Source organism: Dermabacter sp. HMSC08H10 (assembly GCF_001807585.1).
Classification (GTDB): domain Bacteria; phylum Actinomycetota; class Actinomycetes; order Actinomycetales; family Dermabacteraceae; genus Dermabacter; species Dermabacter hominis.
In genome coordinates this window covers 91167-110178 of the sequence record NZ_KV789416.1, presented here as the reverse complement: position 1 = coordinate 110178, position 19012 = coordinate 91167, and the positions used below count along the sequence as shown (strand labels likewise).

At 61.4% G+C, this 19012-nt stretch carries 12 protein-coding genes and 2 tRNA genes; 2 read left to right on the top strand and 12 right to left on the bottom strand.

The window, feature by feature from the left end:
* The 3 genes from HMPREF3176_RS01655 to HMPREF3176_RS10180 all read right to left on the bottom strand — a co-directional run.
* The coding region (locus tag HMPREF3176_RS01655; RefSeq protein WP_210386443.1) for a Cna B-type domain-containing protein at nt 1-2594 on the bottom strand (2594 nt) is incomplete at its 3' end.
* 625 nt (nt 2595-3219) lie between these two features.
* A complete protein-coding gene (locus HMPREF3176_RS10300; RefSeq protein WP_168161929.1) occupies nt 3220-6168 on the bottom strand; it encodes a YPDG domain-containing protein in 2949 nt (982 codons plus the stop codon).
* An 82-nt stretch (nt 6169-6250) separates the two neighbouring features.
* On the bottom strand, nt 6251-6760 hold the full coding sequence (locus HMPREF3176_RS10180) for a hypothetical protein (RefSeq protein WP_141742327.1): 510 nt from the start codon (nt 6758-6760) through the stop codon (nt 6251-6253).
* A gap of 550 nt (nt 6761-7310) precedes the next feature.
* Between HMPREF3176_RS10180 and HMPREF3176_RS01640 the strand changes: the two genes are divergently transcribed.
* Nucleotides 7311-7688, top strand: coding sequence for an iron chaperone (locus HMPREF3176_RS01640; RefSeq protein ID WP_070457676.1), 378 nt, complete (start codon nt 7311-7313; stop codon nt 7686-7688).
* Between the two features lie 132 nt (nt 7689-7820).
* Here HMPREF3176_RS01640 and HMPREF3176_RS01635 read toward each other — a convergent pair whose 3' ends face one another.
* Nucleotides 7821-9473 carry an ABC-F family ATP-binding cassette domain-containing protein gene (locus HMPREF3176_RS01635; protein WP_070457675.1) on the bottom strand — a complete coding sequence of 551 codons (1653 nt, stop codon included), beginning with the start codon at nt 9471-9473 and terminating at the stop codon, nt 7821-7823.
* A gap of 58 nt (nt 9474-9531) precedes the next feature.
* Between HMPREF3176_RS01635 and HMPREF3176_RS01630 the strand changes: the two genes are divergently transcribed.
* A complete protein-coding gene (locus tag HMPREF3176_RS01630; RefSeq protein WP_168161928.1) occupies nt 9532-10794 on the top strand; it encodes a GNAT family N-acetyltransferase in 1263 nt (420 codons plus the stop codon).
* A gap of 47 nt (nt 10795-10841) precedes the next feature.
* Here HMPREF3176_RS01630 and HMPREF3176_RS10295 read toward each other — a convergent pair whose 3' ends face one another.
* The 8 genes from HMPREF3176_RS10295 to gyrB form a co-directional block, all read right to left on the bottom strand.
* Nucleotides 10842-11012 carry a hypothetical protein gene (locus tag HMPREF3176_RS10295; protein ID WP_168161927.1) on the bottom strand — a complete coding sequence of 57 codons (171 nt, stop codon included), beginning with the start codon at nt 11010-11012 and terminating at the stop codon, nt 10842-10844.
* 96 nt (nt 11013-11108) lie between these two features.
* Entirely contained in the window at nt 11109-12389 is a 1281-nt protein-coding gene (locus HMPREF3176_RS01625) for an ATP-binding protein (RefSeq protein WP_070457672.1), read from the bottom strand.
* A gap of 194 nt (nt 12390-12583) precedes the next feature.
* Nucleotides 12584-12656: transfer RNA gene (locus HMPREF3176_RS01620), tRNA-Ala, on the bottom strand.
* Between the two features lie 7 nt (nt 12657-12663).
* A complete protein-coding gene (locus HMPREF3176_RS10410) occupies nt 12664-12792 on the bottom strand; it encodes a DLW-39 family protein (protein ID WP_210386442.1) in 129 nt (42 codons plus the stop codon).
* Between the two features lie 19 nt (nt 12793-12811).
* A tRNA-Ile gene (locus tag HMPREF3176_RS01615) sits at nt 12812-12885 on the bottom strand.
* A gap of 115 nt (nt 12886-13000) precedes the next feature.
* Complete coding sequence (locus HMPREF3176_RS10480; RefSeq protein WP_246826617.1) at nt 13001-13783, bottom strand: DUF3566 domain-containing protein; 783 nt, start codon at nt 13781-13783, stop codon at nt 13001-13003.
* Nucleotides 13784-13805: 22 nt separating this feature from the next.
* Nucleotides 13806-16436 carry a DNA gyrase subunit A gene (gene gyrA, locus HMPREF3176_RS01605; protein ID WP_141742326.1) on the bottom strand — a complete coding sequence of 877 codons (2631 nt, stop codon included), beginning with the start codon at nt 16434-16436 and terminating at the stop codon, nt 13806-13808.
* Between the two features lie 71 nt (nt 16437-16507).
* The gene (gyrB, locus tag HMPREF3176_RS01600) at nt 16508-18583 is read right to left on the bottom strand and encodes a DNA topoisomerase (ATP-hydrolyzing) subunit B (protein WP_016663533.1); all 2076 of its coding nucleotides are present in this window, start codon (nt 18581-18583) and stop codon (nt 16508-16510) included.
* Nucleotides 18584-19012 lie beyond the last annotated feature (429 nt).

The window sequence follows — 19012 nt, the reverse complement described above, 5'->3', positions numbered from 1 at the left end:
TCCACAAGCTGCCACTCAGGCAAATCCGTGAACGTATACGTCCAGCCGTTCTCGGAGTTCAACTCAACCGGGTCACCAACCGGAGACTTCTCCCCGCCAGTCGACTCCATCAGCTGAACCTTCACCGGCATCGTCAACGCCGGATCAAGGTCCTTACCGTCAAACGACTTCCAGACCTTGTTCACCGCAACTTCGGTCGTCGGAGGCGTCTGCGGCGGGGTCTGCGTGTTCGTGATCGTGAAACCACTCGCCGCATCGCCCGTCACCTCAGAGGTGAAGCCGTCGACCTCAAGCTCCTCAACCGAGTACGAGATCGAAGCCTTCTTACCGTCCACAAGCTGCCACTCAGGCAAATCCGTGAACGCGTGCGACCAGTCGTTCTCAGCGTTCAACTCGACCGGGTCACCAACGGGGGTGGTCTTCCCGTCGACGGTCTTCGTCAACTGAACCTTCACCGGTATCGCCAACGCCGGATCAAGATCCTCACCGTCAAACGACTTCCAGACCTTGTTCACCGAGACCTCGGTCGTGGGCGGTGTCGGCGGAGTCTGCGTATTCGTGATCGTGAAACCACTCGCCGCATCACCCGTCACAGCAGAGGTGAAGCCCTCAACAGTCAGCTCCTCAACGGCGTAGTTGATCTTGGCCTGCTTGCCGTCAACGGTTACGGTAGTCGGAAGATCCGTGAACGTGTGTGTCCATGCGTTCTGGGCGTTTAACTCAACCGGGTTGCCGACATCGAATTTCTTGCCGTCGACCGAACCGACAAGCTGCACCTTGACCGGAACCGTCGACTTCGCGTCAAGGTCCTTACCGTCGGCAGTCTTCCAGGTCTTGGTGACCTTCACCTCGGTCTTTTCTGGCGTGCCGAACACGAGCGTTCCGTTCGAGCCCACACCGGCGCCGCGCGGAGCGTGGTTCTTCTGAATCGTGAGCCTTGCCCACGACTTTGCGCGCTCTTTCGCTGACGTTTCGGCGACGGTCTTGAGGCCTTCGTTCCTCAGCTTCGTCTTGTAGTCATGGGTTGCGTCGGAATCCCTCTCGGTACCGTCGAACACCTGCTCTTTGCCGGGATTGTTGGCATCGAATCGAGCTGGCGCCGCGCTCGCGCCGTCCCGGTAGTATGTGGTTTCGCCACCGCCGAGCATGCGCGAGTCCATCTGAATGCGAGCCCCGGATGAACTTCCGTAAGAATCGTGGGCGATGTCGTCGCCCCAGTGGGAGCTACGCGATCCCTTGGGTGCTTCGTTGTCGAAGATCGCTACGCCGTTGGTGACGTACGTTTCCAAGTCACCGGTCGGGCACAGCCAGATCCCGCCGCCATAGGACAGGTCGTCACTGAAGGTAGCGGAATTCTTGGCGATAAGCGTGTCTTTAAAGCGGGCACTGAACGAGTTAGAGGCGACATACACCCCGCCGCCCTGTTGGTGTGCAATATTGCCCTCGATAAGACCGGCGTTCAGCTCAACAGCGTTGGAGACCGAATTCACGCCACCGCCGGTACGGTATGCCTTGTTCTTCGTGATGGAGCCACCGTTCATGGTGAACCCGCCGGGCGAGACCTTACTCCATTCTTCGGGCTTGAACTTGCAGCTCATGCCGTCGCCGGGAACCTCTGCCCAGGTGCCGCTCGCTCCCCACGCGTACAGGTCCATGGCGTTGACGCCACCGCCATTCGGCGCAGTGTTACCGGTTATGCTGCCGCCGTTCATCGTGACCTGTGCATTACCGAAAACGTTAATGCCGCCACCGCCAAATGCAGCGTAGCCATTGGAAATTTCGCCGTCGTTGATGACGAGCGTTGAGCGGCTCTTCGAGGTATCCTCTCCAGGCTTCGGGCAATCCCAAAGCCAGTTGGTGACGTTGATGTTGCCAGCCCAGCCTTTATTACCGGTGATCTTCCCGCCGTTCAGCTCGAGGTGCGAGCCCTTAAAAACGCCGACACCCCCGGCCTCGTTATAGGCATCCCCCCGTTCCGCGGCATACCCTTTGGAGATTTCGCCGCCGTTCATCACCATGGTCGCGCCGTTGTTCAGCGCAACGTTTGCGGCTCCGTTTTGCGTTGACGACGGCTCGTTTTTACGTTGGTTGTCGGTGATTGTGCCGTCGTTTAGCGTGAACTTTGCCTCCGGCCCGTCAATAGTGACCGCGCCCTCGCCTGTTCCGGATACCTTCCGGGCTCCCTCGATGCTGCCGGCGTTCATCACCAATTCGCCGCGGACGTAGACGGTAGGCGCGAAAGTATCGCCTTTGACGACATTGTCGTACTGCGCTCGTGAATCGATAACGAGCCCCTCGCCGTCGCCGGTACCGGCAGAGAGCGTGAGTTTGCCGCCCTTTTCCACGCGGATGAGGCTCCCCGTGAATGTGCCATCATCGCGGACAATCTTGGAGCCACCACCCCATGGGGCCACGTCCGCGCCCACCAGTTCGATGTCGGCACCTTTGGGGATGACCACGGTTTTCGTCAGAAGCGTTTCAATACCGTTGCCGATCTCGATCCGAGTCGGTGTCGTTCCTGCCTCGGTGATGAGCTGTTGGAGCTGATCTTGCTCGCAGAAGAGGGCAACCCCCTCTGTGTAACACTTCAGCACCTGCCGCTCCGTTTGCTGCGGAGCCCCCATCGCTGCCGACGGGACACCAATTGCTCCCGCGAGAATCAACACTAAAGAGATACATGCTGCCAGAAACGACGCCCCACGCCGGGCGTGCAATTTACCGTTCACGTCTTCGGTTTTCCTAACGACCCGCCGGTGCTCATGACCCACCGGCGACACTTATAGAAGCATTTCAATTCTAATTGTATACCCACGCCATCGGGACGAAATGCCGTTATCCACATCGGATGGGCAGCCGTCGGACCCTTCACCGCATGTGCCCCGGCCCCGGTCAGGCGTGAAAAATGCAGGGGCTTACCCAAAGTCCGGTGCGCGTCGGTGCGGGCCGCTCTGCGAGGGTCCGACGCTTTCTTCACTTCAGCTGCGTTCGCGGGTGAATCTTCTTGCCGGCAACGGCCTCGATCGTGGCGACGTCTTAGGGGGTGCTGCTGATCGCTGCGCGCAGCTTCAGGCGCTGACTGGGCTGCGCTCTCCGGCGTAGCCGCGTGTGTCGGCGGTGGCTACGCCTACCAGGTTTTCTTCGTGTTAATGATTAGTGAGGGTGAGATCGCGATGCGATCTCACCCTCACTAGTTATGCCGGTCTATGACCGGTTAGGCGATCAGTTCTCCTCGCCTGTGCGGCGGCGGCGCGAGAACACGAGGCCGAGGCCTGCTGCGATGAGTGCAGCCGCAGCACCAGCCACACCTGCAACCTCAGCACCGGTCCTGGGCAGCGGCACCTTCTTCACAGGGCCGTTGCCATTCGAAGCGCCGGGCTTCGGAGCAGTGCCGTTGTCGTTGCCTCCGGGCGCGGGCTGTTCCGCAGGAGCCTCAGGCTTCTCAACAGTCACCGTGACCGTATCGATCACCTTGCCGTCCTTGTCCTTGACAACAACCGTGATCTTGTCACCAGGCTTAGCGTCCTTGTCGATATCAACACGGATGTTGCCGTCCTTGTCGATTTCAGCCTTACCGGGGCCTTCGGTCTCAACGGTGGAGCCGTCCGGAACCGGGCCACCATCGTTCGGGATCACGACGTTGTCGCCAGGCTTACCGCTGTTGTCCTTCCAGTCCGGCTTTTCGGCCGGCTTGTCTGCAGGCTTCTCAACCTCGACGACTACACGGTCGATCTCGTTGCCGTCCTTGTCCTTGACAATGACAACAACCTTGTCACCGGGCTTAGCGTCCTTGTCGATGTCGACAATGATCTTGCCGTCTTCACCGATTTCAGCCTTACCGGGGCCTTCCGTTTCAACGGTGGTGCCGTCTTCAACCGGACCACCGGTGTTCGGAATTTCGACCTTGTCGCCAGGCTTACCCTTGTCGTCATTCCAGTCCGGCTTCTCCGCAGGAGCGTCAGGCTCATCAACCGTGACAGTCACGTCAACGTGGTCCTTCGAACCATCCGGGTAAGTCACGTCAACCGGAACGGTGATCTTGGTACCCGGCTTCGCATCCTCAGGGATCGGAACGGTGATCTCACCGGTCTTCTCGTCAACCTTCACACCATCAGGCGCGTTCTCACCAGGAGTGAACTTCGTGCCCTCAGGAGCCTTAGTGTCCTTACCGTCCTTGTCGGTGAACTTCGGAGCATCGATCTTGACATCGCTACCCGGCTTACCCGAACCATCCTCGTAACCAGGCTCGTAGGTTGCGGCATTGGTGGGGTTACCCGGCTCGATCGGAGTTGCCGGAATCGAGCCCTTATCCTTCGGGTTAGAGCCCTTGTCCTTCTCTTCCTTATCCGGGATGCCGTCGTTATCGTCATCCTCATCGGTGGTGTCAGGCGTCTTGTCACCATCGGTATCCAGCTTGAAGTTCGCCTTCACCTCATCGGTGGTCTCATCCGGGTAAGTCACCGTCACCGGAACATCGAACTCCTCAACGGTGTCCTTGTTCAGCTTCGACCCGTCCGGGAACGTCACCGTGATCTCACCGGTGTTCTCATCAATTGTGACCTCATAGCCCTCAGGAACATTGAAGCCATCAGTGATCTTGAACTTCGAACCCTTAGGAACCTCGACGCCCTTACCGTCCTTGTCAGTGAAGGTCGGAGTCGACTTGGTTTCCTCACCAGGAACAACCAACTTGCCCTCATAAGCAGGCTCGTAGATCGTGTTCGCGTTCGGAGCTTTCGGGTTGGTGCCGTCTTCCTTTTCCTTGTCGTCCGGGATGCCGTCGTTGTCGTCATCCGCGTCCTCGGTGTCCGGCTTACCGTCACCATCGGTGTCCAGCTTGAACTTCGCCTTAGCGTCATCCTTGCTGCCATCCGGGTACGTCACCGTCACCGGAACATCGAACTCCTCAACGGTGTCCTTGTTCAGCTTCGACCCGTCCGGGAACGTCACCGTGATCTCACCGGTGTTCTCATCAATTGTGACCTCATAGCCCTCAGGAACATTGAGGCCATCAGTGATCTTGAACTTCGAACCCTCAGGAGCCTTCGCGTCCTTACCGTCCTTGCCAGTGAAGGTCGGGGACGACTTGGTCTCCTCACCAGGGACAACCAGCTTGTCCTCGTAGGCAGGGGTGTACTCATCCGAGTCCTTGGTCACCAGGACGGTCCACGCGGAAACGTCGTTGCCACCGGAGACCAGGACAACGTTGAAGTAGTCGCCCTTCTTGGCGTCCTTCGGAATGTCAAAGGTGCACGCTGCGACCTGAGCCTTAATGCCCTTGGACTGGTCGAGCTCGCAGGTCTTAAGAACTTTGCCCTTCTGGTCGCGCCACTCAACCTTCGACGGCAGATCAGACAGCTCACCCTTGAACTCGGGGGTCACCGTGGTGCCCGGAGCAGCAGGCTTGTCGGTTGCGTTGTAGTCAGCGGTGATCGACACCGGGGTGTACGGCATGATGCCGTAGTTGACGTTGTACAGCGAGTTCAGGTTCTGGAACGGAACGCCATTGTAGTCGATCGGCAGCTGGTTCTCACCAGGAATAGCTGACGCCCGGAAGTTACCGCCGTCGTCGAAGCGTTGGAAGATCGGGGTGTGGAAGCCGGTGTAGCCGTTCTGAACCACGCCGTCCTTGTTTTCAACCCACACGAACACATGGTTCGGGTTCAGGATGTCTTCGCGCTTCTGACCCTTTTTATAGTTTCCGAAGCGCAGGGTGTAGTAGCCCTTGTTATCGGTCTTACCGTGGACGGTCTTGAGGATGTACTCGGGGTGATCCTCGAGCATCTTCTTGGTCTCTTCGGCGAGCTTGCTCGGGTCATTCTTGTATTGCTCGTGCAGCTTCTGGTTAGCAGCAGCGCCGTCCTTGGTGAGGGTGGACGCGTAGACAGTGTAACCGTCAGCCGCTTCGTCAATGCCGTTCATCGACGGGCCAGTAGCAACGACGCCCTTGTCCGGACCGCCGGTCTCGAGCCATACACGGCCCGAAATGGTGTTCGGAACCTTGGTCTGGGTCGAAGCCGAGTCGATCGGGCCCTTAGGGTCCTCAACGAGTTTGTCGCCCTTAGCAGCCATCCAGCTGGTTTCGTGGTTTGGCGGAACTTCCTGGAGCAACGCTGCCATCAGCTGGATATTGCCGTCAGCCGCAGCAAACGAGCCGAGCGGGGCTTCCACCAAACCATTGAAAGAACCGGGCACGAAACCGTTGGCCTGGCGGAACATGACGACCTGGTTGCCGCGCTCGTTGGTGAAAGGCTCAACCCAGATGGCGGTGCTTCTGGTCAGTACGTGCGGCCCAGGTGTGCTCTTTACCGAGTTTGTCGGTCCAGGTGATGCCCTTCTTGCCCGTACCGAACGCGAAGGTGCCCTTACCACCGTTACCGCCAACAACGTCGGGCAGAGTGTGGGTCTTCGCACTGAAGATTGGCGAGTACGAGCCGTCCTTGTCTCGGAACTGGGCGTAGACGGTAATGCCGTCAAGTTTGACGTTGCCGTTGTCGTAAGACGCACCCGGGTTACCACCGGGAGTAGCCATGTACACGTGACCCGAGATAAGGCCCTTGCCCACACCTTGGGCATCGGTCAGGTTCGCAGCGTTCTTGACACGACCGCTTGCGATCATGTCGGCGTCGATGATCTGGGCCGTCGGATCCGTCTCGGCGGCCGTCGTCTCCGTCGGCAGGGCAGCTGGCGCGGCCTGAGCCGGCTGCACGGCCATGGCCCGGTCGAGGCCGCTCGCAGTGAAGCTCGGGGTCATGCTGGTCACCAGAGCCAGGGTCAGAGCAGCTGATCCAATACGCAAGGGCTTGCGATAAAAAGCCTCGTGCGACTTTCCATTAACCATTGGTGGGGGTCCTCTCGTAGTTTCCCTAGAGCATCAGGCCGTGAGCGGGAGCCCGGTACGAAAGACGAGAGGATTGTTACCGCAACGTTATGCGGCTTCTGTCCGCCAATCTGTAACGAGCGTTACTCGTGTGGCCTAAACAACCACACCTCAAAATTCCGTAGTGATGGCAGCAATGCAAGTCGCATTTGCTGGCACTTTTCGCTCATTGTGGGGTGTGTCTCATCGCTCCAACGACCCCACCAAACGTGCTTGAGCCTTCCCTTAAATGTTACCGAGCCTCGTACGCCCTGTGCACCTTGCTGCCAGCGGAAACATGTGTTTGGGAGATCACCACAGACTCCCCTCCGGCGGCCGCGGGAACCCACACCAGCAGGTGTCGGCCCAAGACTCGTTCGATTCTCGTAAGTCACATAAGTTCACAAAGGTATACATCCGCTGTTTCTACGCCTTCCGACGTTAGATTTGCTCCATGACGATCAGGACGTTGGATGAGTTCCTCAGCACCATCCCCGAGGGTGCCAAGCGCGACCGCATGGTTGAGGTTCTCGACTGGGTGAAGGCCACATACCCGGACCTCCAGCTAAGGATCGCGTGGAGCACGCCCATGTTCACGCATCACGGCACGTTCATCATCGGGTTTTCGGCCGCGAAGATGCACATGGCCGTATCGCCCGAAAAAGCGACCATGGACCATTTCGCGGATGTCATGCAGGAGCGCGGGACCGACCGCACGGCGATGCTTGCCCGCCTGCCGTGGAATACGCCCGTCGATTACGAGCTGATTGCGGCATTCATCGACTACCAAATTGCCACGAAGAAGGACGTCACGACCTTCTGGCGCACCTAACCTCAGGCTCCTACATCTGGCGCCTTACGGAGCGGCTGTGGCCGAGGTGGTGAAAAACGACCCAGTTAGACCCGAATACGGCTTCGACACGGCGATTTTTCACCACTTCCACCCGGCAGCTCGGCTAAACCCTCACCCGGTAGCACCCAAAGCGGACGCGGGTGCGAGATTGAGCCGCCGCCCCGTCCAATGCTCAATGAGCCAGCGGTCGTGGCTCGCAATGATGAGGGTCCCCGTCCATTCACTGAAGGCCCGCTCGAGCGCTTCAACGGTGGCAAGGTCGAGGAAGTTGGTGGGTTCATCGATCACGAGGAACGACGGCGCCTCGGCAAGCGCAAGGGCAAGCTGGGCTCGTCGTTGATTGCCCGCCGAGAGCTCCTCGATTCGTGTGTGCCACATCGAGGGGTGGAGCATTCCGGCGCCGCGCTCCCCCACGCCCTCAGTCCATACCTCGCACGTGAAACCGGGATCACCGATGTGCGGTAGCCGCTGCGGCACGAACCCCACGGGGCGGTCGCTCGAAACACTGCCGCTCGCCTCTGCTCCTTCGGGCGGGGCTCCCGACGCAATCCAATTAAGGAAGGTTGTTTTCCCTGCGCCGTTGCCGCCGGTCACGAGTAGGTGCTCCCCGCGCGAAAGATCGAGGGTGAGCGGCGGCAAGCGCCCGTGCACGGCGGCTTCACGCGCCGAAAGGGCGAGACCGGGGGCGTGGTTTGCGGGCGCGAGCGGGAACGTCAGGTCGTAAGAACGGGGCCGACGCACCTCTCGCTCCTCAAGCGCCTCAAGCTTTTTGTCGTCGTTGCGCGTGCGTCGAGTTGAGGTGGCTTGCGCGCGATCGGCAAAGAACTTCTTTTCCTTACCGCTCGCCTCTGCGAGGCGCACCCCTCCGCTCGCGATCGCGCCCGCCGCGTGCCGGTGCTCGCCGATCTCTCGCTTTTCGCTTTGCTGCGCCGCGTGAATCTGCGCATGCGCCTTTCGGGCCTTGTGCTTCGCCTCAAGGAACATCGAATACGAGCCCGAGGTGCGATACACGCCGTGAAGCTCGTGTCCCTCGGCCGTTGCGAGCGCCTGCCACGCCGCAACGTCGAGATCGTAAATCGCCGTAACAGTTTCCTCGATGAACGCGCGATCATGGCTCGCCATGAGCACTGGCCCCTCCCACTGGCGCACGGTGCGCGCGAGGAAGTCCACGCCCTCCGCGTCGAGATGGTTCGTGGGCTCGTCGAGAATGAGCGCCTCGGGCCGCGCGATAAGCATCGCCGCAAGCGGAAGCCTCCCGCGCTGGCCCGGGGAAAGCGTCGCCACCTCACGTTCGCGGCCCTCCCCCGCGAGCATCGGAAGGCCAAGCCCCGCAAGCACTTCATCGATGCGCGACTCAAGCGACCACACATCGCGCGCGGTCATTTCCGCGAGCAGCGCGTCATACTCGCGCGCGTCACCGGCGCTTTCACCCGCAGCTTGCGCCATGTGCGCCGTGACCTGCTCGAATCTCGCAGAAAGGGCACGAACGGGCGCGAGTGCCTCATCAAAATACTCGCGTACGCGCCCCGTGAAGTTTTCTGCCGACGGAGGCTGGCAAGCGTCGGACCCCATTCCTTCCCACGTGACCGCGCCCCGTTCGGGCGAGAGCTCCCCAAGCGCAAGCCGAAGAAGGGTCGTTTTACCGCACCCGTTCGGGCCCACGAGACACGCGCGCTCCCCCGCACCCACGCGAAAGCTCACACGCTCGAGAAGCGGGCGCGAGGAGAACGAGAACGAGACGGAGTCGAAAACTAGAGCAGCCATGACACCTCCCGTTTTTTGGCTCAGATCCTCCAAACTCTACTTTGCTAGTGTCACTCGCGTGAATCTCAAGTATGAAACCCATCACGTCACAAGCTCGAATCCCGACGACCACCCCTGGTATCCCGCATGGCTCACCGCCGTCCAGCAGGGCTTTCACGATCCTTACCCCTCGCAGAAGTTCCTCGAACACCAATTGAAGATTGACGCGGAGCGCCAGGCGACCGCGCGCACCGTTCTCGATTCCGAACGGCCCACCTACGGCCTCGGCAACGACATTCCCGTTGCCACCTTCATGGACTGGAAAGGCTCACTCAACGTTGGCGGCAAGGTCATCGACTGCCACCAGATCAGCGAAGTCACCGTGCTCGCCTCCCATCGCCGCCAGGGCATCGCCACGACCCTCATGACGGAATCGCTCAAGGACGCGAAGGAGAAGGGTCTCGCCGTTGCGGCCCTCACCGCAACCGAAGCAGCAATCTACGGGCGCTTCGGTTTCGGCCCCGCGATCTTCAGCACCTCCGTCGAGCTGCATGCCGGCTCGGGCTTCAGCGTGTCCGCCCCCATCAAAGGCAAGTGCGAATACATCGACGTCACCCAGCTCCCGGAAGCCTCCCGCCACGTCTTTGAGAAGTTCCACGCGCGCCAAACCGGCTCGATCAGCCGCTGCGCGCCCGAGATGGAGATCCGCAACGGCTCCATCGACAAGCCCACGCGCGAAACGAACAACAAGACCCGCGCGATCGGCCACTGGAACGAGAAGGGTGAGCTCGACGGGTACGCGACGTGGCGCCTTGAGAGCCGCGGCGGCGCCCTCGACGTCATCGACTTCGTGCCCTGCACGACCGACGCGAGCATCGCTATGTGGGAGTTCCTCGGTTCGCTCGATCTCGTGCGCCGAGTCCGCTTCGATAATGCCCGCAACGACGAGCACCTCCCCTGGGCCCTCGCCGATCGCCGCCGCTACCACATCAACGAGCACAACGATTTCCTGTGGCTGCGCGTGATCGACCCGGCCGCGCTGCTCGAAGCCCGCAACTACTACACCGAAGGAGACGTCACCTTCCGCGTGGTGGACTCGATGGGGTTTGCCGACGGCACCTGGCGCCTCACCGTGAAGGACGGCAAGGGCACGTGCGAGCCTTACGAGGGCGAGCCGCAGGTCGAGATCGATGTTCCGGCTCTTGGCTCGACTCTCCTCGGCGGCGTCAACATCCAGGCCCTCGAAACGGTGGGCTGGGTGCGCGGTGACGAGGACGCTGTCGACAAGCTCGGCATCCTCCTGCAGCGCCGCCGCGAGCCGTGGTGCGTGACCTACTTCTAAACGGCATATATGCCGCCTCATGCAGCGGCACCAAGGCCCTGGCGTGCCTAGCGACCGTTGGTCAACTTGTGCGCCAGGGCTTCATCTTCAAGCTCCGCGGCGATACTGGTCGCGTGGTCGAGATTCACACGCGAGTTCCCCATATCGAAGCGCGGAAACGCCGGCTCCTGGGCACCCGCGATGGTACTCCGCTGCTCTTCGTTCTCATTCGAGATCATGAGGGAATCCTATGTGGGGGCCTCTCGCGGCGAAATAGTCCCGGCACAAGAATGTGCTCTCCGCACCCGCTCGGCGGAGAGGGGAAGTGCGCCACCTTAAGGGTGCTGCCAAAGGCTCGAGACCGGCAACACGTGGAGAGGGGCTCCTCCGTTTTTCATGGTGACCGCACGCGTTCCCGTGTACAGCACCACGCGCGCCACGACTCGGTCCTTGAACGGAGCCGATCCCACATCAAGGTTTTTCCACGCCCGTTCCGTCACGGTTTCGGCCGCCTTCACTTCGATGAGGATCAAGCGGGAATCGGCAAGCTCAACAACAATGTCGATCTCCTTATCCCGTTCGCGATAGTGGTGGAGGCTGAATCGCTCTCGTGACCAGGTCGATTGCGCTCGAAGCTGCTCCCCCACGAATGATTCAAGCGTTGCTCCAAAAAGCTCCGCGCCTCCCGCAACGCGAGCCTTCTCGGGCGTGAGCCCCGACAAGAACGCGGCAAGACCAGAATCGGCCACGGCTACCTTCGGACGTTTGACCACGCGATTCGTGAAACCCACTCCCCATCCGGGCGTGACATCAAGGAGGTACATGCGCTCGGCAAGAGCCAGATATTCCCCAAGTGCCGTCTCGCCGATTCCGAGAGCCCGTGCGGTTTTCGCCTTCACGAGTTCTGATTGCCCCTGCTCCGCGATGTGCCGCAAGAGTGCTCGCAACTGGGAAGGGAACTGGCCTCCCGCGAGCTGAGGCGCATCATGCTCGATGAGCGAAGTGACATACGAATCGAACCACCGCGCTTTGCGACGCTCCCCTTCACGCTGCACGGGAACCGGATACCCGCCGGCGAGGACCATGCCTCGTAGCTCGTCGCCGCCGCAGTACGAGACCTTGCCGGCATTTGCTCCCTCCTCGCCATCAAGAATCCACGAGACCCAATCCTCGGGCTCTGACCTTTCCATAATTTCGCCGGGCGTAAGCGGATACACGCGAAGAAACTCCGCGCGCCCCGCGAGAGAATCGGAGACACCGGGGGTGCGCAGCAGATCGGATGACCCGGTAATTGCGAATCGTCCCGGGCGCCTGTCGGCATCGATAGTGCGTTTCAGCTCAAGGGCGAGCGCGGGAACGCGCTGCGCCTCATCGACCACAAGGGTCTTATCTTGCGCCTGTTGTAAAAACGCTGCCGGGTCCGCTTCCGCGAACGCTCGCTCAAGTGGATCATCGAGGGTGACCATATGAGCGTGTTGTGGATCAACAGCCTGCCCCACGAGCGTTGATTTCCCCACCTGGCGCGCGCCCTGCACAACGAGCAGAGGCGAGTCCTCGAGGATCTCCCGCGCAATCGAAACCGCATGCCGGGGAATGTGGGCGTTTACCGAGTTCATGCGCTTATTCTATGCTCCTCCACGCAGAAAAAGCGAGGATTTGCCACCCCATTTCCGGGGATTCGCCACCCTTAGAGCGGGGATTTGCCACCCCATTTCCGAGGATTTGCCACCTCGGTTTGACACCACCGGCCGCGCGTATCAAGGCATGAAGAAACCCCAGGTCGGCTCTAGCCGACCTGGGGTTTTATCTGTGGAGCTAACGGGACTCGAACCCGTAACCCCCTGCTTGCAAAGCAGGTGCGCTACCAATTGCGCCATAGCCCCCGGTATGTCAGCGGGTCCGCTCCTCGGCATCCTGCCAAAGATCATCCCTCAACTGTTTTTCTTCAACTTTCCGCCAGGCGAAAAGGCCGACAGCGGTGGAGGCGATGAGCAAGAGAAGTGCGCGTAGATACTTCACGGTGCCTCCGTTCGTTGAGTGGGCCTAGCTGGACTTGAACCAGCGACCTCTGTCTTATCAGGACAGCGCTCTAACCGACTGAGCTATAGGCCCTCCTGGAGCGACTTGCGTAACTCCAACGAGGAAACACTCTAGCCCAGTGCGGGCCCTTCGCACAAACGCGAGGGCGCATGTGTATGGGACGCCACACGGGCTAGAGGGATACAGCTTAATTATCCGTCAGCGTGACCTTCAAGCCGCCGAGCAGCGAGGCCACGATGTTGTACAGGAACGCAAACAGCGTGCCGAGCGCGGTAATGAGAATGACGTTGAGGACGGCCACGATCACCGAATACGAGAGCATCTTCGAGAACTCGAGATACTCCATGAACGGCAGCGGCTTGCCGCTGTTGAGGTCGGAGGCGATCTGGTTGACCTGATCCCACAGGCCAATCGAGTTGACGACCTGCCACAGAAGGGCCACCGCGACCACGAGCGCAATACCGAACGCAATCGCCACGAGGAACGACAGTTTCATGACGCTCCACGGATCAAGCTGCGAAAGCGTGAGCTTGACGCGGCGGCTGCCCTGGCGGGGGGCCTCCTGCACCGGCGCGGTGTCGTGGGAACCCGGCATGGGGCGTGCGGCGGGCTGGTGGGTGGTGCGGGTACGCGGCGCCGGCTGGGCGCCCATCGGCGCGCTGTTCGGCTGACCGGGATTCGCGCCACGGTTCTGGCCAGCGGATTTTCCGCCATAGCTCTGCCCGCCCCGTGGGCCTGCGGCATGGTCCGACGCTTGCCCGCCACCCGCGTTTGCCTCCTGGGCACCGGGTGCCTGGGCATTCTTCTTGGTGCGGGAGGTCGACTTCGGCTCGTCGGTTTCGCCGCTCTTGATCGCGTCAATGCGGCTCGTGACGCCCTCCGAGAGCGCAGTCGTGCGCGACTCGGCGCTCTGTTCGGGCCCGCCCTGCTTCGCGATCGGCTGGGTCTTATCGTCGCTAGTGGAACTCACGGTGTTCTCCTCGCTCATTCGATCAGTCCGAGACTACGGCATCGCCGGCATCATCACTGCCAGCTTCGGCGGCCTCGTCGTCATCCGGCTCACTTTCCTTGAACACGTTGACGAGGATGATCGAGTCTTTCTGGTCAGGCTTCGCGAAGACGACGCCCATCGTGTCGCGGCCCTTGGAAGGCACGCCCGCGACGGAGGACCGCACGACCTTGCCCTTCTCCATGAGCACGAATACTTCATCGGTCTCCTCAACGATCGCGGCGCCCACGAGGTGACCGCGGTCGTTGGGGAGCTTCGCCACTTTAATACCGAGGCCACCACGGCCCTGCACGCGGTACTCGTCAATCGAGGATCGCTTCGCGAAACCGGAATCGGTCACGGTAAACACGAACGTATCGGGGTGGGCGACATCCATCGCGAGAAGCTCATCATCGCCACGGAACTTCATGCCGGTCACGCCGCCCGTGACGCGGCCCATCGGGCGCAAGACGTCGTCGGAAGCGGGGAACCGCACGCTCTGGCCGTTCTTCGAGACGAGCAACAGGTGATCGTCACCGTTGACAGCGCGGGCCGCCACAAGCTCATCGGTGACAAGGGAACCGTCGGGCCCCTCAAACTCACGCAAGTTGATCGCGATCAGGCCGGCGCTGCGGTTCGAGTCGAACGCGCTCATCGCGGTCTTCTTCACGATCCCGTGCTTCGTGGCGAGCACGAGATATTCAGCCTCGTCGTAGCCGCCGATCACGAGCGCGGAGCGGATCGTCTCATCGGGCTGGAATTCGAGAAGATTCGCGATGTGCTGACCCTTCGAATCGCGCGGAGCCTCCGGGAGCTCGTAGCCCTTGATGCGATACACGCGGCCAAAGTTCGTGAAGAACAAAAGCCACTTGTGAGTCGTCGTCGTGAAGAAGTGGTCAACCACGTCGTTCTCGCGCAGGCTCGCGCCGCGCACACCCTTGCCGCCGCGCTTTTGCGCGCGGTATTCGTCGGTCTTCGTGCGCTTGACCCAGCCGCCGCGCGTGATCGTGACGACCATGTCCTCTTCGGGGATGAGATCCTCGACCGAAACATCGCCATCGAACGGCACGATCTGGGTGCGACGTTCATCGCCGTACTTCTCGACGATCGCCTCGAGCTCCTCGCTCACGATTTCACGCTGGCGCTGCTCGCTGCCAAGGATCTCTTCGTACTCGAGGATCAGCGCGGCGAGACGATCGTGCTCTTCGGTGATCTTCTGGCGCTCGAGGGCAGCGAGTCGACGAAGCTGAAGCGCGAGGATCGCGTTCGCCTGGATCTCGTCGATGTCCAGGAGCGCGATGAGGGCCGTGCGAGCCTCGTCCACGTCGGGCGAGCGGCGAATGGTCGCGATGACCTCGTCGAGGGCATCGAGGGCCTTGAGGTAGCCGCGGTAGATGTGGATCTGCTCCTCGGCCTTGCGCAGGCGGAAGCGGGTGCGGCGCACGATGACGTCGATCTGGTGCTTCGTCCACTCACGTACGAACGAATCGATCGAAAGCGTGCGCGGCACGTCGTTGACGATCGCGAGCATGTTCGCGGAGAAGTTCTCCTGAAGCTGCGTCTGCTTGTACAGGTTGTTGAGCACGACCTTCGCCACAGCATCACGCTTGAGAGTGAGCACGAGGCGCTGACCGGTCTTACCGGAGGTTTCGTCGGTGATGTCGGCGATGCCCTGGAGGCGGCCGGCCTTGACCAGCTCGGCGATCTTGCGCGCGAGGTTGTCGGGGTTGACCTGGTAGGGAAGCTCGGTCACGACGAGCGCGAGGCGCCCGTTGATCTCCTCGGTCTTCACAACGGCGCGCTGCGTGATCGAGCCGCGGCCCGTGCGGTACGCCTCCTCGATCCCCTTACGGCCCGTGATGGTCGCGCCGTTCGGGAAATCGGGGCCCTGGATACGCTCGATGCAAGCCTCGAGAAGCTCTTCCTTCGTGGCCTCAGGATTCGTGAGCAGCCACTGAACGGCAGAGGCCACCTCGCGCAGGTTGTGCGGCGGGATGTTCGTTGCCATACCCACGGCGATGCCGGCCGAGCCGTTCACGAGAAGGTTCGGGAAACGCGCCGGCAAAATCACGGGCTCGTCGACGGTGTTGTCGTAGTTGCCCGTCATGTCGACGGTGTCTTCGTTGATGTCGCGCACGAGCTCGAGGGCGAGCGGCGACATCTTGCACTCGGTGTACCTCGAGGCGGCGGCACCGTCGTCACCCGCGGAGCCGAAGTTGCCCTGGCCAAGGATGAGCGGATAGCGCATGTTCCACGGCTGCACGAGGCGCACCATCGCGTCGTAGATCGCGGAATCGCCGTGCGGGTGGTAATTACCCATGACCTCGCCAACGACCTTCGCGCACTTGCTGAAGGAACGCTCGGGGCGGTAGCCACCGTCGTACATGCCATACACGATGCGGCGATGCACGGGCTTGAGGCCGTCGCGCACATCGGGAAGTGCACGCCCCACGATCACGCTCATCGCGTAATCGAGGTAGCTCTTTTGCATCTCCTTGTTCAGATCAACCTGGAAGATCTGATCGCCCTCGTCCTCATCGATCGCGTCGACCGTGGTGGTGAGGCCCTGCGGGATCGCGTGTTCGAGATCCTCGGCGCTCTTCGGGCCCTGGTCCTCGATGTTCTCGTCGCTCATGTCCTTCTCCCCTACTCTTCCTCGCGTGAATGCTCTCTCAATAACCGCTGCTTACCCCTCGGGGCACCGGTTTAGATATCGAGGAAGCGCACGTCCTTCGCGTTTTCCTGAATGAACCGGCGACGCGCATCGACGTCGTCACCCATAAGCACGCTGAACACCGCGTCGGCGTCGGCGGCCTCGTCCATCGTCACCTGCTTGAGGGTGCGAAGGTCCCGGTCCATCGTGGTGGTTTGCAGCTCGCGCCAGTCCATCTCGCCGAGACCCTTGTAGCGCTGGATGCCGTTGTCCTTCGGGATGCGCTTACCGGCCGCGCGGCCCTCTTCGAGCTTGCGGTCGCGCTCCGCATCGCTGAACACGTACTCGTGTGGCGCGTTCGTCCACTTGAGGCGGTACAGCGGCGGCATCGCGATGAAGACGTGCCCGAGCTCGATGAGCGGGCGCATGTACCGGAACAGCAGCGTGAGCAGAAGCGTGCAAATGTGCTGGCCGTCAACGTCGGCATCCGCCATGAGGATGATCTTGTGGTAGCGCAGCTTCGTGGGATCGAAATCCTCACCAATGCCCGTGCCGAACGCCGTAATGAGCGAACGCACCTCCGCGTTGTCGAGAGCGCGATCAAGCCGCGCCTTTTCGACATTAAGGATCTTGCCGCGGATCGGGAGGATCGCCTGGGTCTTCGGGTCGCGGCCCGAAACCGCCGAACCGCCTGCCGAGTCACCCTCGACGATAAAGATTTCGCTGATCGCGGGGTTGCGGCTCGAGCAGTCGCGAAGCTTGCCGGGCATCCCGCCCGTTTCAAGCGGCGACTTGCGGCGGGTCGCATCGCGCGCCTTGCGGGCTGCCTCGCGGGCCGCGGCCGCCGACTGCGCCTTCGTGACGATCGTCTTCATCTCATTCGGGTGGGCCGACGCCCAGTCCGCGAGCTTGTCGGTCATCACCTTCGACACGAACGTGCGCGCGATCGTGTTACCGAGCTTGGTCTTCGTCTGGCCCTCGAACTGAGGCTCGCCGAGCTTGACGGACACAACGGCCGTGAGGCCCTCGCGGATGTCTTCGCCCGTGAGGTTCGCGTCCTTTTCCTTCATGAGGTTGTTCGCTCGCGCGTAGCGGTTGATCACGCCGGTGAGCGCGCTGCGGAAGCCTTCTTCGTGCGTGCCACCCTCGTGCGTGTTAATCGTGTTCGCGTACGTGTGCACCGATTCCGAATACGCGGAGGTCCACTGCATCGCGATCTCCACGGAGATCATGTGGTCGGTGTCTTCGCTCTCGAAGCTGATGATCTCCGGGTGGATCACCTCGGCACGCTTCTGCTTGTTGATGTACTTGACGAAATCCTCAAGGCCCTGCTCGTACAGGAACGTCACGGACTTCGTCTTGGGCTTCTCCGCGGTGTCGGCGCCAGCCTCGGTGGGGCGCGCCGCATCGTTGATGCCATCGTTTTCGTCGACATCCTGGTCGAGATTGTCGAGATCGGGAAGATCATCGTCAACGGGATCCTCGACCGGGCGGTGATCGGTGAGCGTGATCTTGAGGCCCTTGTTGAGGAAGGCCATCTGCTGGAAACGCTTACGCAGCGTCTCGAACTCGTACTCGGTGGTCTCGAAAATGTCACCGTCGGCCCAGAACGTCACGCTCGTGCCGGTCTCGGTGGTTTCCTCACCCTTTTCGAGCGGGGCGTTCGGCACGCCGTGCGTGTACTGCTGGCGCCACACGTAACCGTCACGCTTAATTTCGACCTCGAGGCGCTTCGAAAGCGCGTTCACGACGGACGAGCCCACGCCGTGCAGACCGCCCGAGACCGCGTAGCCGCCGCCACCGAACTTGCCGCCCGCGTGGAGCACCGTCAGCACGAGCTCAACGGCGGGCTTCTTCTCGGTGGGGTGCATCGCCACGGGAATACCGCGACCATCGTCGATCACGCGCACGCCGCCGTCCTCGAGGACGTCCACGGTGATCTCACTCGCGTAGCCCGCGAGCGCCTCATCAACCGAGTTGTCGACGATTTCGTACACGAGGTGGTGCAGGCCGCGCTCGCCAGTCGAACCGATGTACATGCCTGGGCGTTTACGAACCGCCTCGAGGCCTTCGAGGACGGTGATGTCCGAGGCGTCGTAATGCGGTGCGTTTTCCTGGGCTTCGCTCACGAAGGAATCTCCTTGATGGTCAACGCCGGGTCGGTTGAGCCCGGGTGTGAGGATCGAGGGCCCGTAAACCACGACGACCCCTGTGTAGGGGACCAGGCCCACCGTGGGGGCCCGTGGCCTCTCAGGGCCGTTTGCGGGCCGCTGAGCGAGTCTCGACCACTCTCAACCCTCAAATTTTACCGCACAGCATCGATGAAAGTGCGTTCATGCGTACAGATCGAGGTGGCGTGTGTCGGGCGGCACAACCCCTCCCCCCTTGAATTGCATAGGGGTTGTGGGGGTTTGGGCGACCGACAACTCCGAATTGCATAGGGCTAACGGGGGTTTGAACCACCCGGCGGTGCGGAGTGGGCCGGGGCGGACCGGAGCAGGACGGGGCGGAGCGGACCGGGCCAGACCGAAATAACCCCCACAACCCCTATGCAATCC

Coding starts and splice junctions, on each gene's coding strand:
- HMPREF3176_RS01635 (WP_070457675.1), bottom strand. CDS start 9,473: ATGGCTGCTCTAGTTTTCGACTCCGTCTCGTTCTCGTTCTCCTCGCGC.
- HMPREF3176_RS01640 (WP_070457676.1), top strand. CDS start 7,311: ATGACGATCAGGACGTTGGATGAGTTCCTCAGCACCATCCCCGAGGGT.
- gyrA (WP_141742326.1), bottom strand. CDS start 16,436: ATGAGCGACGAGAACATCGAGGACCAGGGCCCGAAGAGCGCCGAGGAT.
- HMPREF3176_RS01625 (WP_070457672.1), bottom strand. CDS start 12,389: ATGAACTCGGTAAACGCCCACATTCCCCGGCATGCGGTTTCGATTGCG.
- HMPREF3176_RS10295 (WP_168161927.1), bottom strand. CDS start 11,012: ATGATCTCGAATGAGAACGAAGAGCAGCGGAGTACCATCGCGGGTGCC.